Source organism: Flavobacterium agri, from assembly GCF_013401995.1.
GTDB classification, from domain to species: domain Bacteria; phylum Bacteroidota; class Bacteroidia; order Flavobacteriales; family Flavobacteriaceae; genus Flavobacterium; species Flavobacterium agri.
Map to the genome: position 1 here is coordinate 202,839 of NZ_JACBJI010000006.1, position 16,947 is coordinate 219,785.

Below are 16,947 nucleotides of genomic sequence, written 5' to 3' on the forward strand. Positions count from 1 at the left end.
TTTTGTACAGATTTTCTGTACCGTCGGCTCGTCGAAAATCCGTAATTTCATAGCACTAATCCATATTCGTTTTTGGCATGACCGCGCTTGAGACGCTGCGAAAATATTGGCAACACGATGCGTTCCGGGAAATCCAGGACGAAATCATCACGTCGGTTCTCGACGGGAAAGATACGTTTGCGTTGCTGCCGACCGGAGGCGGAAAATCGATCTGCTTCCAGGTTCCGGGCATGATGAAAGACGGCATCTGCGTAGTCGTTTCGCCTTTGATCGCGCTGATGAAAGATCAGGTGAACAATTTGCAGAAACGCGACATTAAAGCCATTGCGTTAACAGGCGGATTGAGTCAGGACGATATTTCGGACCTGCTCGACAACTGCCGATTCGGGAACTACAAATTCCTGTACGTGTCGCCCGAAAGACTGCAATCGGAATGGATCGTGGACCGCATCAAAGCGCTTCCGGTAAATTTAATTGCGATAGACGAGGCGCATTGCGTTTCTCAATGGGGACACGATTTCCGTCCGGCCTATCTCAAGATTTCGGAGCTCAAGCCGCATTTTCCTAAAATACCTTTTCTCGCGTTGACGGCTTCGGCTACCGATCGCGTGCAAACCGACGTCATAACCCAATTGAAACTCGATTCGCCTAATGTTTTCCGTAAGTCGTTCGTTCGTGAAAATTTGGGCTACATGACGTATTCCACCGAGGACAAATTGTATCGCGCTTCGCAAATCCTCAAGAAATATCCGCAGCCATCGATCGTATATGTGCGCAACCGGAAATCGTGCGTCGAAGTTTCGGAACAGCTCAAAACCCTGGGTTTTACAGCGACGTTCTATCACGGCGGCTTGCATCCGAAAGACAAGGAAAAGAACATGAATACGTGGATGAACGATTCGGCCCAGGTCATGGTCGCGACGAATGCGTTCGGAATGGGCATCGACAAGCCCGACGTGAAGACGGTCATCCATATACAATTGCCCGAAAACCTCGAGAATTATTATCAGGAAGCCGGACGCGCCGGAAGAAACGGTGAAAAAGCGTTTGCCGTTTTGCTCACCGCGCCAAGCGATACAGCGATGGCCGAAAGCCAATTCCTATCGGTTTTGCCCGACAAGGAATTCCTGACCAAAGTATATGTGAAGCTTTGCAATTATTTCCAGATCGCTTACGGTGAAGGCATCGAGTCGGAATTCGCGTTCAACCTCAACCATTTTTGCGCCCAATACCAATTCCCGGTAATCAAGGTTTTCAATGCGTTACTGTTTCTCGACAGACAGGGCGTCTTGACGTTGTCCCAGGAGTTTTCCGAAAAAATCACGGCCCAATTCATCATCGAATCCAAAGAAGTGATCCGATATATGAGCCTGAATCCGCAGGACGAGGATATTTTGTTGGCAATTTTACGCGGCTATCCCGGAATTTACGACGTGCCCGCATCGTTGAACATATCGGTAATCGCCAAAAAATCGGGGCGACATGAATCCGAAGTATATGCATTGCTTCTCAAACTCAAAGAACGACAGGTAATCGATTATCAGGCGCGCAATAACGACGCGACTTTGGTTTTCAACGAAGTGCGCGAGGACGAACGCACGATAAACCGCGTGTCTAAATACCTCGAAGCGCAAAACCGGTCGAAGCACGAACAGCTCGAGGCCGTGATCGCGTACGTTTCAGACAATTCCCGTTGCAAAAGCGTGCAATTGATGGCGTACTTCGGCGAAAAGACCGACGATTGCGGAATTTGCTCGTACTGCATTTCGAAACAGAAAAAAGCGTCGGAAGACATTTCGGTCTCCGAGAAAATCAAAATGCTGCTTTCTTCGGAAGACCTGAACTCGCGAGAACTCGAAAACCTCACGCGCGAACCGTCGAATGACGTTATCTTTGCGCTTCAGGAAATGCTCGAGTCAGGTTATATCACGATCCGTCCGAACAACAAATACACTTTATCCAAAAAATGAACAAACTACGAATCGTTTTTATGGGAACGCCCGAATTTGCCGTGGGCATTCTCGACAGCATAATCAAATCGGGCCACGAGGTCGTCGGCGTCATAACGGCAGCCGACAAACCTGCGGGCCGCGGACAGAAAATCAAATATTCCGCAGTTAAGGAATACGCGCTTGAAAAAGGGTTGACATTGCTTCAGCCACCAAATCTGAAGGACGAAGATTTCTTGTCGGAACTTAAAGCTTTAAATGCGAACCTTCAGGTCGTCGTCGCCTTCCGCATGTTGCCCAAAGCGGTTTGGGCGATGCCCGAATTCGGGACGTTCAATCTGCACGCGTCGTTGCTTCCGCAATATCGCGGTGCGGCGCCGATCAATTGGGCGATCATAAACGGCGAAACCAAAACGGGCGTGACGACTTTTTTCATCGACGAGAAAATCGATACGGGCGCGATGATTTTGAGCAAGGAAATAGGAATCGGCGAAAATGAAACGGCTGGTGAATTGCACGACCGGTTGATGGCTATCGGAAGCGAAGCCGTAGTCGAGACGTTGGAAAAAATCGCTTCAGGAAATGCAACGACCACGATCCAGTCGGATTCCGCAGCGCTTAAAACGGCCTATAAACTCGACCGCGACAACTGCAAGATCGACTGGACGAAATCGGCAAAGGAAATCCACGACCTGATTCGCGGGCTTTCGCCTTATCCTGCCGCTTGGTGCTGGTTCAAGGACAACGGCCAGGAATGGAACGTGAAAATCTACGATGCATCGGTCGAAAAACAAGATCACGACCACGCTGCAGGAACAATCGTTTCAGGTAAAAAGGAACTGAAAATAGCGGTTAAGGACGGCTTCATAAAAATCAACTCATTGCAATTTCCGGGTAAGAAAAAAATGACAACCCAGGAGCTTTTGAATGGGGTTTCGTTTTCTGAATCGGCAATCGCGTCTTAACCCTCGTCGTTATTGGGATGGCGGAAATTTTGACTTTTGCAAGCGGCTTTTTCCACAAAACATTTAAGTTATCAACAAATCGGTCAAAAACACGCGCCAAGTCTTGCGTGGTAAGGAATTCCTTTTAAATTTGTTTCAAAGAACTAAATGTTTAACCAATCAATTAATAACTATTATCATGAACAAATCAGAATTAATCGATGCTATTGCTGCTGATGCAGGAATTTCAAAAGCAGCTGCAAAATCAGCACTAGAATCATTTTTGAACAACGTTGGAGGCACTCTTAAAAAAGGAGGACGCGTATCTCTTGTTGGTTTCGGATCTTGGTCAGTATCTAAAAGAGCTGCACGTGAAGGACGTAACCCACAAACTGGTAAGACAATCAAAATCGCTGCTAAAAACGTTGTGAAGTTCAAAGCTGGTGCTGAATTGGAAGGTGGCGTAAACTAAGAAGCTAAAACATACTGATTTAAGAAAAGGTCTTTCTACGGAAAGACTTTTTTTTTTGCAACTTCATTAGGTTTTTTAGGCGTTCAAAAGTTTTTTTGTTAAATTTAAAGCAAAAACGCGGTAATATGATTTCAGAAAAACTCAACAAAGGGCTTTTGCTGATAGCTGAACCCTCAATCTTAGGTGACATTTCATTCAACCGCTCGGTCATCCTGTTAGCAGACCACAATGTAGACGGTTCGGTGGGCTTTATTTTGAATAAACCGCTCAAATATACCGTCAGCGATCTCGTACCCGATATAGAAGCCAATTTCAAGATTTACAACGGCGGACCGGTCGAACAGGACAACTTGTATTTCATCCACAACATCCCGGAACTGATTCCCGAAAGCATAGAGATTTCGAACGGCATTTATTGGGGTGGTGATTTCGACCTGACCAAGAAACTCATAAACGAAGGCAAGGTCAAAAAGGAGAATATCCGTTTCTTTTTGGGATATACGGGTTGGGCCGCACAGCAACTCGAAGACGAGATGCAGTCCAATTCATGGATTTTGGCCGAAAACGTCTACAAAAACAAAATCATCGGCAAATCGACAAACGATTTCTGGAAGGAAAAAATCCTGGAGTTAGGCGGCGACTACATGCTTTGGTCCAACGCACCCGAAAATCCGATGCTCAATTAAGAAAGCCTGACCTGGGCGTTCAATTTCACGAGTAAATCTTCGGCAACCGTCGTCACGTAAGACTTCTTGCGGTATTTCGTAACGGGTTGGATTCCCGTAATGACGTTCGTGATGAACAATTCGTCGGCTTTTTGAAGATCGAAAGGCGAAATAGCTTCTTCCACCACTTCCAATTCGGAATTCTTTTTTGCGATGGCGAGGATTTGCTTGCGCATCACGCCGTTCAAACAACCTTCTGAAACCGGAGGCGTGACGAGTTTTTTACCAGTCAACATGAATAAATTGCCATTGATGGCCTCGATCACGTTTTTTTCTTCGTTCATCAGCAGACAGTTCGCATATCCGTTCTCATCGGCATAAATCGCCGACGTAATATTGACGAGTTTGTTCGTGCTTTTGATCGACGACAGCAATTGTTTGGTTACATAGAAATCCTTGAACAGCTCGACTTCATATTCAATATCGGAAATCGAATACAGTTTTTGCGCTAGTGGCTGAACCGAAACGATCCATTCCACTTTGTTGGTTTCCGGCAGATAAAATCCTCCGCCCGATCTGAAAACCGTAATCCGGACACGAGCGGAATCTTCGCATTTGGCTTCGCGAGCCGTCTCGAGCAATTGGTTTTCGACGAATTCCATCGTGAACTCCATCGGAATCTGCATCCTGATGACGCGCATCGACGACATCAGCCTGAAATAATGATCTTCCAAAAACAACACTTTTCCGTCGAGCACGCGTACGGTTTCAAAAACGCCGTCCCCGAAAAGAAGGCCACGGTTATCGGTTTGCGGATGTGTATCGGAAATGAATTTCCCGTTGTGGTTGAGCATAAAAAAACCCTGATTAAAGTCAGGGCAAATATACGTTTTATGTAGCGTTTGGCTAAACCGAACCGATTACATGCTTCAGATCGGCTATTTGGTTTTCCCACAACTGTTTGGCTTCTTCCACTTCGTCTTCGTCTGCATAATCGATAACCAAAAGCGAGACGTCTTTGGTGATTTCATCTTCAAGGATACGCAGTTCAAAAAACAGGTCGGTATCGTTATTTTGCTCGTCAACCCAACGGTATTTTACCTTTTCACCGGTTTTTTTCGAGGTAAGGCGCGCACGTTCCTCGGTATCGTTCCAGATGAAAGTGAAGATTTCGCCACGAGAATTCACGTTGTCTGCAAACCACTCCGAAAGGCCCGATGGCGTAGAAATATATTGGTAAAGAAGTTGTGGTGAAGAGTTTAGCGGAAATTCGAGTTCGTATCGGACTTTTACGTTCATATGGAAACTTTTATTTTTTGGAAATATATAGAATTAAAACTGAAATGGCTCTTTTTTGAAAAATATTTTTTTTGGAATCAGAATTTGCGCAAACGCGATTTAGTTATATATTTGCACCCGCATTCAAGGATGCAATAACCGAAAAATTGGCGAGGTAGCTCAGTCGGTTAGAGCGCAGGATTCATAACCCTGAGGTCACGGGTTCAACTCCCGTCCTCGCTACAAGAAAAGTCATCAGAAATGGTGACTTTTTTATTTTACCCGAATCTGGAAACGGAACATGATTTACTGGCGCATATCCGTTCACTCATATAAGTTAGTCCGACACATATTCTTTTTCCTTATAGTTCTTGTTTTCTCACTGAACAGTTCAGCTTGAGCAATCCAGGAAATTCTTCTTACAAATAAAGCTGACCAAATCTAACATCAACTAGCAAAAAACCTTTGCCACGGTCCGATAACTGGCACTAATAGTGTTCTTTGCGCTATTTTTCGTACAAAATAAATAGTTTCATTCTTCCTGTTGTTCAATTGATTACTAATTAGTTAGGTTTTGATTACGGAATTGGTCTTCAATGTCGTTTATCGATAATTTCTGTAAGTTTTTTCATATATAAAATATTATTTTATGCATTTTATCGATATTTTATGCATTTTATCGATGAAAAAATTTTTTTTTCTGATTCGAACTTCTACATTTGACTTGTTAAAATTTCTTTAATACCACGAAAGGAATTTAACGATGCGCTTACCGGTAAACGGAAAGCCAACGTACGAACACCAATTCGAAACAAATTTTAACCACTGCCAACCTAAACCATGCAGTACAACTAACTAGAGTTATGGAAAAAATTACGCAACTCGACAAAAAACTCATCATGATGATTTTCCTTGCATTGACATCGTTGCAAGGATTTTCCCAATCACAACAATTTGACACCAACGGAACCTTTACTGTTCCTGCCGGAGTGACTTCGGTCACCGTACAGGCTTGGGGAGCTGGAGGCCACGGAGGTAACCGAACGTCATCTGGCCGCGCCGGAGGTGGTGGAGGTGGCGCCTATGCCAGTTCCGTCATTGCGGTAACACCTGGCCAATCCATTCCTATTACGGTAGGTCAAGGCTCGGGCGATGACAATCCCGGAGGCGATTCGTGGTTCCTGAACGCGAGCACAGTTATGGCCAAAGGCGGTAACAGCGGACCAAACAACGGTTCTACGGGAGGTTCGGGTGGCTCGGCTATATCATCCGTCGGGGCAACGAAATACGCCGGAGGAAACGGAGCGGGCACGACCGCGAGCAACTCTGGCGGGGGTGGATCTTCTGCCGCATCTACCGCTGTGGGAACAAATGCCAGCGGCCAAACCGGAGGAAACGCACCTGGAGATGGAGGAGACGGAGGGGACGGACGCGGAAGCGGCGGCAACGGAACCGATGGAGATGCTCCAGGCGGTGGCGGTGGCGGTGCCTACAAATCGGGCAGCTCTAATCGTACCGGTGGAGACGGTGGAAACGGTCGCGTGATCGTAACCTACGTGATCCAGGATATGAATATCACCGGGAATAGCATAAACATCGTTTCAGGCGATACCACCCCATCTACGGCAGATTTCACCGATTTCGGATCGGTATTCGCTTCTTCCGGGACAATTGTGCGCAATTTCTCTATCCAAAACACGGGAACGGCTGCTCTTACAGGTGTAACCGTTAGCATTTCGGGAGCCAACGCATCCGATTTTGCGCTTACGACATCGCCTACTGTCAGTATTGCTGCAGCAGGAAACAGTACGTTCACCATAACCTTCGACCCATCGGCTTTGGGCAGTCGTACCGCTACGGTAAGCGTTGCCAGCAATGACCCAGACGAGAATCCTTACACGTTCGCGATACAAGGAATGGGGACACTTCCGGTAAGCATGTCGGTTTCCGGAAATGCAACACTCATTACAGACGGAGATACCACACCTTCAACCACAGACGACACCGATTTCGGCACATGTGACCTTACAACCGGATCGATCGTAAAAGTATTTACGGTATCCAATGCTTCATTCGCCAATACATTGAGCATTACGGGTGTCACCTTTTCCGGTACAGGATCAGGGGATTTTTCGGTTACGCCTACCACGGCAAGTATCGCCGGAGGAGCTTCCGCGAATTTCACGGTTACGTTCAACCCTACTACGGCAGGTGTCCGCAACGTCACGATGAATTTCGCGAATAACGATCCCGACAACAACCCATACGATTTTTCAATCCGTGCGACCGGTGCCGATCCGGACATCAGCGTCCAAGGTAACTCAGTTACGATTGCCGATAACGACACGACGCCTTCGACTACCGACGGTACGAACATGGGATCTGTAGTCGTTATAGGCAACACATCGATTTCCCAAACGTTTTACATCCACAACCTCAGCGGTGCGGGAATGCCGCTTACCATTACGAGCGTTACGAGTTCAAGCAGCCAATTCACGATTTCCACGGCTCCGGCAAGTACGGTTGCAGTGGGCGCTTCAACGCCTTTCGTGGTGACGTTCGACCCGACTTCTACGGGCACGAAAACGACGACCATCACGATCACCAGCAATGATGCCAATACGTCGTATGTGTTCTCGGTTTCAGGTGTCGGAACAGACCCTGAAATAGACGTTCAGGGCAACAGCACGAGTATTTCCGATGGAGATACCACGCCAAGCACAGGTGACTGGACCAACTTCGGAACGACTCCGCTACAGGCCGGTTTTATTAACAGGACTTTTACGATTTCGAACAGCGCATCGGCTACAGGCCCGCTTAATTTGGGAACTATAACCGTAACCGGTACGAATCCTAGCGATTTTACCGCGACACAACCAGCTGCCACAACTTTGGCCGCAGGTGCAAGCACCACATTCACGGTTTCATTCGACCCGACGGCTTCGGGAACACGCACGGCTACCATCAATATTCCGAACAACGACAGTAACGAATCGACCTATGATTTTGCGGTTTCGGGCTTCGGAAACGATCCTGAAATGGAAGTTTTGGGCAACGGTGTGCCGATCTTGGATGCAACGACGGCCACTTCCGTACTTGACAATACCGACTTCGGATCGGTGTCAATGCAAGGCGGATCGGCTATCGCGAACTATACCATTACGAATAATGGCGTAGGAACAATGAGTATCGGAGCGATCTCGTTCACGGGGTCTGGAGCGGCTTTCTTTGCCGTTGCGACAGCTCCGCCGGCTACGTTGGCTCAAGGCGCTTCGACGACTTTCCAGATCAGCTTCACGCCGACTTCTATAGGAACGAAGACTGCCACGATTTACATCACAAACGACGATTACGACGAGAATCCGTACAATTTCAACCTTACAGGTCTCGGCGTTAGGACCTATCCTGACACCGATAACGACGGGGTTGCCGACAATGTCGATATCGACGACGACAACGACGGCATCATCGATACGCAGGAACAAAGCAATTGCGTGCAGTCGGTGTATTCGAATACTACAGAACACACGTTCCTCAACGAAACTTTCGGTGCCGGCACGACAAAAGGTCAGATCAACATCAACATTCCGGGTGCGACGTGTACGTACTGTTATGAAGACGGAATCGTTCAGGCCAATACGACCGCTTGTCCGAGCCAGTCGAGCGCCATTCTTGACGATGGTGAATATGTGGTGACGCACCGTATCGCGAATACGACTGTCGGACATCCGGACAACATCCACTACGATCTTGCCTGGAACGGTTTGGAAGACCACACCACCGGCGACACCTACGGGAGGATGGCGGTTTTCAACGCGAGTTACGCACCGGGCGTTTTCTATGAGACGACCATCAGCGGGATCATGCCGAACGTGCCGATCACGTACAGCTTCTGGGCATTGAACATCATGTCGCAAAGCTATTACAGCGGAACGATCAAACCGAACATCACGGTAGAATTCCTCGACACATCGAACAATGTCCTATCTACTTATAATACCGGTGACCTCGGACGTTGTACGGGCGGTGTAAGCGATAACACTTGTGCCATGAGCCAGTGGCTGCAGTTTACCACTTCGGTGAACTTGGGTACGGTAACGTCTTTCATCATCCGATTCCGCAACAACGCACCAGGCGGAGGCGGTAACGACCTTGCCATTGACGACATCACGATCAAACAGCAATATTGCGACCGCGACGGTGACGGAATCGCGAACATTTTCGACCTCGATGCCGATAACGACGGGCTTCCGGATATCGAAGAAGCTGGTTTCGCCTCTTTGAGCGGCGGACGTGCCAAAATGGATCTGACTACGGCCGGAGTTTGGGTAGATGCCAATGCCAACGGTTTACACGACACAATCGATGCCATGATCAGTGGCGGAACCTACGTTTTGCCTGATACAGACGGAGACGGCGTTCGTAACTTCCAGGATTTGGATAGCGACAACGACAGTTTGTTCGACGTTGACGAAGCCGGATTGGCTAATGGAGACGGCGACGTAGACGGTGATGCATTGGGCGATAATGCCGATGCCGACCTCGACGGAGTGCTCGATATTTTCGATACGTTCGTCGGATACGGGACACAGGTTCGTCCGTTTGCCACGAATACCGACAACATCGGAAATCCGGATTACATGCAACTCGATTCGAACAACGACGGCATCCGAGATATCGACACCGGACTATTCGCGAGTCTCGACACCAATACCGACGGTAAAATTGACGGCACGACAGACGCCGACAAAGACGGTATCATGGATACTTTCGATACGGCTCCGAACGCTTTGGGATCGCCTCGCAATCTCGAGCGCAAACTGTACATCGATTTTGACGGAAGAAACGATTACGGAGAAGGTTCACAAGTTTTGAGCGGACTCGCCCAATCGACGATCATGGGTTGGATCAAGCTCGCGCCAGGTTACAATACGGAAGGTATCGTCTTCGGACAGGACAACTTCTATATCCGAATCTCGGCTACCGGTATTGCACGTGCGATCGCCAAAACCGCTACGCTAAGTTATACGGCCGCGCCTTTGGCAGCAAATCGCTGGTACCACGTTGCTGCGGTTTACAACGGAGCCGCATCTACCGAAAAACTCAAATTGTTCATCAACGGTGAACAGGTCACTCAAGCGAACACCGGAAGTTTGGCGGGTACTTTGAACGCGAGCACGAACAAATTCACGATTGCGAAATATGGCGTTCCGGGAAGCGCGACTCCAATGTATTTCAACGGGTCGATCGAAGAAGTAAGAGCGTTCAACACCGCGCTTACCAACGATCAGCTACAGAAAATGGTGTATCAGGAAATCAAACAGAACGGTTCGGCCATCCGCGGGGAATTCGTTCCTAAAGATGTGGAATTGACTTCTTGGTCTTCACTACTGGCCTATTATCGCATGGATAACTTTAAGGACGACGTCATCGACGACCATATCACGACGGCGATCGACGCGGGTGCAGCCACTACCTTGGCGCGTATCTACAACGTGAAGAACATCCGCGTGCAATTGGCTCCGATGCCTTTCGTGACGAGCCAATCGTCTAGCATCGATACGGCCGTGAGCCAGAACAATTATGTGAACGGTGCAGACGTGACGACTTATCCGTGGTCTATCGTACATGTGAAGCACAACTTGAACCTGAGCGCGAACCAGACGTCTCTCGGTATGAGAATCGATCCGGGACTCACGGTAAACATCAACAACAACAATAAACTCGAAAACAGCTGGTGGTTGAAACTCGACGGAAAACTCGACCTTCAAGGCAAATCGCAATTGGTACAGACCGCAAACAGCGACTTGGACCCTACGAGTTCAGGTTACATCGAAAAAGACCAACAAGGAACAACCAACAAGTTCAATTACAACTATTGGAGTTCTCCTGTAGGTGCAATCAATGCCACCACGAACAATAACAATTATACGGTAAACAGCGTATTGAAAGACGGTACGAACGCCGCGAGCCCGGTCAACCTCAACTGGACGACGGGTTACAATTCTGCAGCGACCTCGCCTATCACGTTGAGCAGCGCATGGATCTATAAATTCCAGAACATGTCGAATGCCTACGCGAACTGGGCATATGTGGGTCAAAACGGCTCACTTATGGCCGCTCAAGGTTTCACGTTAAAAGGAAGCAGCGCGCTTACCGAAAGCCAGAACTATACTTTCGTAGGAAAACCGAACAACGGAGTCATTACGTTGCCGATCGCGCCTAACATGCTCAATTTGACCGGTAACCCTTATCCGTCGGCTATGGATGCCGATGCGTTCATCACCGACAACCTGACCGTAATCAACGGCGCAATCCATTTCTGGGAGCATTTCGGAACTAACAATTCTCACGTCACGGCCAATTACCAAGGCGGTTATGCGACCTATACGCTTGTTGGCGGAACACCACCGGTAGCGCACCCTGACGGAAGCGGACTCGGTTCGAGCAGCAAAACCCCGAAACGCTACATCCCGGTGGGACAAGGCTTCTTCGTGACGGCAACGACTACAGGCGGAAACATCACATTCCGCAACAGCCAGCGCGCGTTCATCAAAGAAGACAACACGTTGTCGTATTCAATGTTCAAAACGGCTGTCGCTACAAGTGTAGTTCCGACGGTTCAGGCTCCGATCAATGCCGACGACATCGTTCCGGCGTCGCAGGCATACGGAAAAATCAGGATCGGTTACGATTATGCGAACGGCATGCACAGACAGTTGCTTATCGGATTCATGAACGAATTGGCCACTCCAGGTTTCGACCTCGGATACGATGCCGACAATTACGATTCGAACCCCGATGAATTGGTATTCCTGATCGGAACGCACAAAGCGGTGATCCAGGGCGACGGATATTTCAACGTGAACAGCAGCTATCCGCTCGAAGTAAAAGCCGCCGCGACCGGAAACGTGAAATTCAAGCTCGACGCTACCGAGAATTTCGACAACGACCAACCGATCTACATCTATGACAAGACGACTGGAATCTATCACAACTTACGCGACGAAAACTTCTCATTGAGCTTGCCTGCGGGAACCTACTCGAACCGTTTCTTCTTGAGATTCGTACCGGAAGTAAGCACTACCATCCAAAAAGATGTGGTCATCGAAGGAATAGATGCCGCTTACGACATCCAGAGTTCTGAACTTGGAATCCGCAACCAGCTTGAAGACGTGACCGTTTACAAAGCGACTTTGGTGAACATGCTCGGACAGGTTTTGGAAGGCTACACCGTAGAAGGCCAGGATCAAACGAACATCCGAATCCCGGTAAAATCGCTTAGCGCGGGAACATACATCGTAAAAATAGAAACGACCGGAGGCACTATGAGCCAGAAAGTCATCATCAAATAACACCCTGATTTTCCCCTTTTTACCCCAAAGGAAAAGCCTCTCTTAACGGAGAGGCTTTTCTATTTTAGAGTGATTGTTTTGTTAAATCAAATATTAAAAATTGTCTGAAAGAAGTTCCTTCAAATCGTTGAACGAAACCGTCCATTTCTGTGCGCTCACAAGGTTCTTGACCGAGTAATTGCCATCTATCAATTCCTGTTCGCCTACGGTTACCACAAACGGTATGTTGCGTTTTTCGGCATATTTGAACTGCTTGTCCGTTTTGGACTTATCGGGATACATATCGACGCGGATTCCCGAATTGCGCAATTCCGAGACGGCTTTCATCGAAAACAACGCCTCGCCTTCCCCAAGGTTCAGGAACAATGCGATCGGAGCCGAAGTGACGGTTTCCGGAAACAATCCGAGTTCTTCCAATACGAGATAAATCCGGTCGAGGCCGAACGAAATACCCACGCCGCTGATGTTCTTGAGTCCGAAAATGCCGGTAAGGTCGTCGTAACGTCCACCGCCGCCGATAGAGCCCATGGCCACTTTCGGTGCGACGACTTCGAAAATCGCGCCTGTATAGTAGTTGAGTCCGCGCGCTAAAGTGACGTCGAGATCGAGCGTCGCGCCTTTCAATCCGAGCGCTTTCACGTTATCGCAAATGAATTTGAGTTCCTCTATGCCTTTTTTTCCTTCTTCGGATGCAGAAAGCAAAGCCGAAAGTTTTTCGAGTTTTTCATCGACGTTTCCGGTGAACGAAAACAACGGTTGGACTTTTTCTATGGCTTCGGCCGAAATGCCTTTTTCGATCATTTCGTTGCGTACGCCTTCCTCGCCTATCTTGTCGAGTTTGTCCAACGCGACCGTAAAATCGATCAGTTTGTCTTTCGCTCCTATCGTTTCCGCTATTCCCGAAAGGATTTTTCGGTTGTTGATTTTAATCGTCGCGCCGTCCAATCCCAAATCGGCAAAAACCGAATCGTAAAGCTGCACGAGCTCGACTTCCTGCCAAAGCGAGTTCGAGCCTACTACATCGGCATCGCATTGGTAAAATTCGCGGAAACGTCCTTTTTGCGGACGATCGGCTCTCCAAACCGGCTGGATCTGATAGCGCTTGAACGGAAACTGTATATCGTTCTGGTGTTGCACGACGTAACGCGCGAACGGCACGGTAAGGTCGTAACGCAGGGCTTTTTCCGAAATGGAAGACGTCAATCTCAGGCTGTCGCGATTCGCAAGATGGTTCTCATCGGCTTTCGACAGATAATCGCCCGAATTCAAGATCTTGAAAATCAACCTATCGCCTTCTTCCCCGTATTTGCCCATCAAGGTCTCGGAATTCTCGAAAGACGGGGTTTCTATCGGTTGGTATCCGAACTTTTCGAAATTCGCCTTCATGATCGACATGATGTACTGGCGTTTCGCTACCTCTTCGGGCGAAAAATCGCGTGTGCCTTTCGGTATGCCTGGTTTTTGTGCCATAACTTTTAGATAAGCCGCAAATATCGGGTTTAGCCGCGAATTTCCCGAATTTGCGCGAATCGATTTGTGAAATTCATGCGATCCGCAGCCAAAAAATACTGTAATTTAGTAACCGAAAGAAAGCCGATGGTGATTGATGAATGGTAATCCGTCCACATCTAATCACTATTCACCAATTACTATTCACCACATTTCACATCGCTATCACGCCCATAAAATGTTCAAACTGCTCCGCGAAAATATCCGAATCGCCCTAGGTTCCATCAAAGCGCAATTGCTGCGTACCATTCTTACGGTTTTCATCATCGGGATCGGCATCATGGCGCTTGTCGGGATTTTGACCGTAGTTTCGGCACTCGAGCATACGCTTTCGCGCGATTTTGCTTCGATGGGTGCCAATACGTTCAATCTGGAACAATATGATTTCAGTCAACGATACGAAGGCGATAGCGAAGACAGGCGCATAAACCCTGTAATTTCTTATGCACAGGCGAAAGCGTTCAAGGAGACGTTCGACTTTCCGGGCACGACGATCTCGCTTTCATTTACGGCAACTTCACAGGCCGAAGTAAGGTACGGGTCAGAAAAGACGGACCCTGATATTACCGTGATTGGCGCAGACGAATTTTTTCTGCCGAATTCAGGACTTGAAATTTCACAAGGGCGCAACTTCACACCTTTCGACGTTTCGAACAACACCTACACGTGTATCGTAGGTTCCGATTTCGAAAAAGGATTGCTAAAGGACACCAACCCGATTGATAAGGTTATATCTATACGCGGGGCGCGATTCAAAGTAATTGGCGTACTCAAGGAAAAAGGTTCTACTTTCGGCAACAGCCAGGATCTGCGCGTAATTATCCCGATCCAAGTGGCGCGTTCGATTTTCACCCAACCGAACATCAATTACGGTGTGAGCGCGATGGTTCAAAAGAAAGAACTGCTCGACGATGCGGTTGACCAGGCAACACTCGCCTTCCGCAACATTCGCGGCCTCAACCCGATCCAGGACAGCAATTTCGGGATTTCGAGAAGCGACGACCTCATCCATAAAATTCAGGAAATTACAGGTTATCTTACAACGGCCGCGTGGGTTATCGGCATCATCACTATTTTCGGATCTTCGATCGCGCTGATGAATATCATGTTGGTTTCAGTCACAGAAAGAACGCGGGAAATTGGCGTACGCAAGGCATTAGGCGCAAAACGCACTACGATCGCGACACAATTTTTTATCGAGACGATGGTGATTGGTCAAATCGGAGGTGTTTTAGGAATGGTAATCGGCATGTTGCTCGGTTCGCTTGTGGCGATGCTGCTCAAATTCAGCTTTACCGTGCCTTGGATGGCGATGTTGGCCGCTTTTGTCGTGGCTTTTTTCGTGGCATTGTTTTCAGGTCTTTATCCGGCGGTAAAAGCGTCGAGGCTTGACCCCATCGAAGCGTTGCGATACGAATAATCAACGATTCGCTTTGACCATACGGCCGTTACCGAACAGGTCGTTTCGCAATTCGACATCCGAAAACCCTTTATTTTTAAGTAGTTCGACGGTTTCTTTACCGAGGTATTGATTGATTTCGAAATACAGTTTCCCATCGGGCTTGAGATTTTTTAACGCGAGATCGGCAATTTTGCGATAGAATAGCAACGCATCGTCATCTTCGACGAATAAAGCCAAATGCGGCTCGTGATCGAGTACGTTTTTGCGCATTTCTTCTTTTTCGGTATGTCTTACATAAGGCGGATTGGATACGATTACGTCGAATAGCTCGTCCAAATCTTCGGTCGTCAATATATCGGCTTCGATAAAATGGATACGCACCTGGTTTTTATTGGCGTTTCGCCTCGCCGTTTCGATAGCTCCCGGTGAAACATCGATTGCAAAAACTTCGGAGTCGTGTAAGTTTTTCGCAACCGAAATCGGGATACAGCCGCTTCCCGTACCGATGTCGAGGATTTTAGGACTTCCTTTGAACTCGAAATCCTTGATGATCCAATCGACGAGTTCCTCGGTTTCGGGCCGCGGAATCAGCACATTCGGGTTCACTTCGAATTCCAACCCGAAAAAATGTGCCTTACCTATAATATATTGTATCGGAATTTGGGACTTGAGTTTTTCGAGCGCCTTCTCGAATACCGCCAATTCGGATGCGGAAAAGGATTTGTCCGGGAACATCGCCAGATCGACGCGTTTCATGTTTTGGTATTCCTCGAGCAACATGTAGAAAAAGTTCTCAGCCTCTGTCGCATCGTAAATCGGTGTGAGTACAGAAATGAAATCCTGTCTGAAATCTCTAATCTGCATGATTCAGGTCGTTTTGCATCCAAACCGTACAAGCCGTGTGGCCCGTTCCTCCTTTTGAGGCGTCGAGATAGTAAAATCCGGAGCGTTTATATAGTTTTTGGGCGTCGAGCATCGTCGGGAACGTTTCGAGATAGCAGTATTCGAATCCGAAACTACGGGCTATTTCAAGACATTTTTGCATCAATCCGTTGCCGACTCCTTTGCCTCTCGCCTGTTTCGACAGATACATTTTACGCAATTCGCACGTATCTGAATTTGCGTTCTCGAGTTGGGCGATTCCGGCTCCGCCAAGGATTACCCCATTTTCCTCGGCAACGAAATAAGCCGAGCGCTCACCGGAATAAGCCCTAGACATAAAATCGATTTCGGGATCGCCAAGCGCGCTTCCGCATGTCGGCGCCTCGAATTCGTTAAGGCAGGAGCGGATTATGGACGCGATTCGCGCATCGTCTTCGGATCGTATCGGTCGTATCGAAATGGTACTCATAGATACAAAAGTACGCATTACG

Annotated in this window: 11 protein-coding genes and 1 tRNA gene; 7 read left to right on the plus strand and 5 right to left on the minus strand. The window is 48.1% G+C overall.

Annotated elements, in window-relative coordinates:
* Positions 1-77 precede the first annotated feature (77 nt).
* The 4 genes from HZF10_RS14300 to HZF10_RS14315 all read left to right on the plus strand — a co-directional run bounded on the left by HZF10_RS14300 (position 78) and on the right by HZF10_RS14315 (position 4,051).
* Positions 78-1,970 (plus strand): RecQ family ATP-dependent DNA helicase, encoded by a 1,893-nt coding sequence (locus HZF10_RS14300; RefSeq protein ID WP_176006903.1) that lies wholly within the window; start codon positions 78-80, stop codon positions 1,968-1,970.
* Positions 1,967-2,914, plus strand: a complete 948-nt coding sequence (gene fmt / locus HZF10_RS14305) for a methionyl-tRNA formyltransferase (RefSeq protein WP_176006904.1) — start codon at positions 1,967-1,969, stop codon at positions 2,912-2,914. The genes HZF10_RS14300 and fmt overlap by 4 nt, the downstream gene beginning before the upstream one ends.
* Before the next feature lie 178 nt (positions 2,915-3,092).
* A complete protein-coding gene (locus HZF10_RS14310) occupies positions 3,093-3,365 on the plus strand; it encodes an HU family DNA-binding protein (protein ID WP_176006905.1) in 273 nt (90 codons plus the stop codon).
* Between the two features lie 125 nt (positions 3,366-3,490).
* The gene (locus HZF10_RS14315; RefSeq protein ID WP_176006906.1) at positions 3,491-4,051 is read left to right on the plus strand and encodes a YqgE/AlgH family protein; all 561 of its coding nucleotides are present in this window, start codon (positions 3,491-3,493) and stop codon (positions 4,049-4,051) included.
* On the opposite strand, the gene HZF10_RS14320 is transcribed toward HZF10_RS14315, so the two are convergent.
* Both HZF10_RS14320 and HZF10_RS14325 read right to left on the minus strand, forming a co-directional pair.
* A complete protein-coding gene (locus HZF10_RS14320; protein WP_176006907.1) occupies positions 4,048-4,884 on the minus strand; it encodes an aminotransferase class IV in 837 nt (278 codons plus the stop codon). The genes HZF10_RS14315 and HZF10_RS14320 overlap by 4 nt on opposite strands.
* A 52-nt stretch (positions 4,885-4,936) precedes the next feature.
* A complete protein-coding gene (locus HZF10_RS14325) occupies positions 4,937-5,329 on the minus strand; it encodes an START-like domain-containing protein (protein ID WP_176006908.1) in 393 nt (130 codons plus the stop codon).
* Positions 5,330-5,477: 148 nt separating this feature from the next.
* Between HZF10_RS14325 and HZF10_RS14330 the strand changes: the two genes are divergently transcribed.
* Together HZF10_RS14330 and HZF10_RS14335 are read left to right on the plus strand one after the other, a co-directional pair.
* A tRNA-Met gene (locus HZF10_RS14330) sits at positions 5,478-5,551 on the plus strand.
* Between the two features lie 620 nt (positions 5,552-6,171).
* Positions 6,172-12,663 carry a choice-of-anchor D domain-containing protein gene (locus HZF10_RS14335; RefSeq protein ID WP_176006909.1) on the plus strand — a complete coding sequence of 2,164 codons (6,492 nt, stop codon included), beginning with the start codon at positions 6,172-6,174 and terminating at the stop codon, positions 12,661-12,663.
* Between the two features lie 93 nt (positions 12,664-12,756).
* Here HZF10_RS14335 and hisS read toward each other — a convergent pair whose 3' ends face one another.
* The gene (gene hisS, locus HZF10_RS14340) at positions 12,757-14,133 is read right to left on the minus strand and encodes a histidine--tRNA ligase (protein ID WP_176006910.1); all 1,377 of its coding nucleotides are present in this window, start codon (positions 14,131-14,133) and stop codon (positions 12,757-12,759) included.
* A gap of 217 nt (positions 14,134-14,350) precedes the next feature.
* On the opposite strand from hisS, the gene HZF10_RS14345 reads away from it, so the two are divergent.
* Positions 14,351-15,592, plus strand: a complete 1,242-nt coding sequence (locus HZF10_RS14345; protein WP_176006911.1) for an ABC transporter permease — start codon at positions 14,351-14,353, stop codon at positions 15,590-15,592.
* Here the strand turns inward: HZF10_RS14345 and prmC are convergent, their stop codons facing one another.
* Together prmC and HZF10_RS14355 are read right to left on the minus strand one after the other, a co-directional pair.
* Entirely contained in the window at positions 15,593-16,438 is an 846-nt protein-coding gene (gene prmC / locus HZF10_RS14350; protein ID WP_176006912.1) for a peptide chain release factor N(5)-glutamine methyltransferase, read from the minus strand.
* Positions 16,428-16,925, minus strand: coding sequence for a GNAT family N-acetyltransferase (locus tag HZF10_RS14355; protein ID WP_176006913.1), 498 nt, complete (start codon positions 16,923-16,925; stop codon positions 16,428-16,430). Before HZF10_RS14355 ends, prmC begins: the two co-directional genes overlap by 11 nt.
* Between the last annotated feature and the right edge of the window lie 22 nt (positions 16,926-16,947).

Bases quoted from the DNA above. Each gene is read 5' to 3' on its own strand.
- HZF10_RS14300 (WP_176006903.1), top strand. From the start codon at position 78: ATGACCGCGCTTGAGACGCTGCGAAAATATTGGCAACACGATGCGTTC.
- fmt (WP_176006904.1), top strand. From the start codon at position 1,967: ATGAACAAACTACGAATCGTTTTTATGGGAACGCCCGAATTTGCCGTG.
- HZF10_RS14310 (WP_176006905.1), top strand. From the start codon at position 3,093: ATGAACAAATCAGAATTAATCGATGCTATTGCTGCTGATGCAGGAATT.
- HZF10_RS14315 (WP_176006906.1), top strand. From the start codon at position 3,491: ATGATTTCAGAAAAACTCAACAAAGGGCTTTTGCTGATAGCTGAACCC.
- HZF10_RS14320 (WP_176006907.1), bottom strand. From the start codon at position 4,884: ATGCTCAACCACAACGGGAAATTCATTTCCGATACACATCCGCAAACC.
- HZF10_RS14325 (WP_176006908.1), bottom strand. From the start codon at position 5,329: ATGAACGTAAAAGTCCGATACGAACTCGAATTTCCGCTAAACTCTTCA.
- HZF10_RS14335 (WP_176006909.1), top strand. From the start codon at position 6,172: ATGGAAAAAATTACGCAACTCGACAAAAAACTCATCATGATGATTTTC.
- hisS (WP_176006910.1), bottom strand. From the start codon at position 14,133: ATGGCACAAAAACCAGGCATACCGAAAGGCACACGCGATTTTTCGCCC.
- HZF10_RS14345 (WP_176006911.1), top strand. From the start codon at position 14,351: ATGTTCAAACTGCTCCGCGAAAATATCCGAATCGCCCTAGGTTCCATC.
- prmC (WP_176006912.1), bottom strand. From the start codon at position 16,438: ATGCAGATTAGAGATTTCAGACAGGATTTCATTTCTGTACTCACACCG.
- HZF10_RS14355 (WP_176006913.1), bottom strand. From the start codon at position 16,925: ATGAGTACCATTTCGATACGACCGATACGATCCGAAGACGATGCGCGA.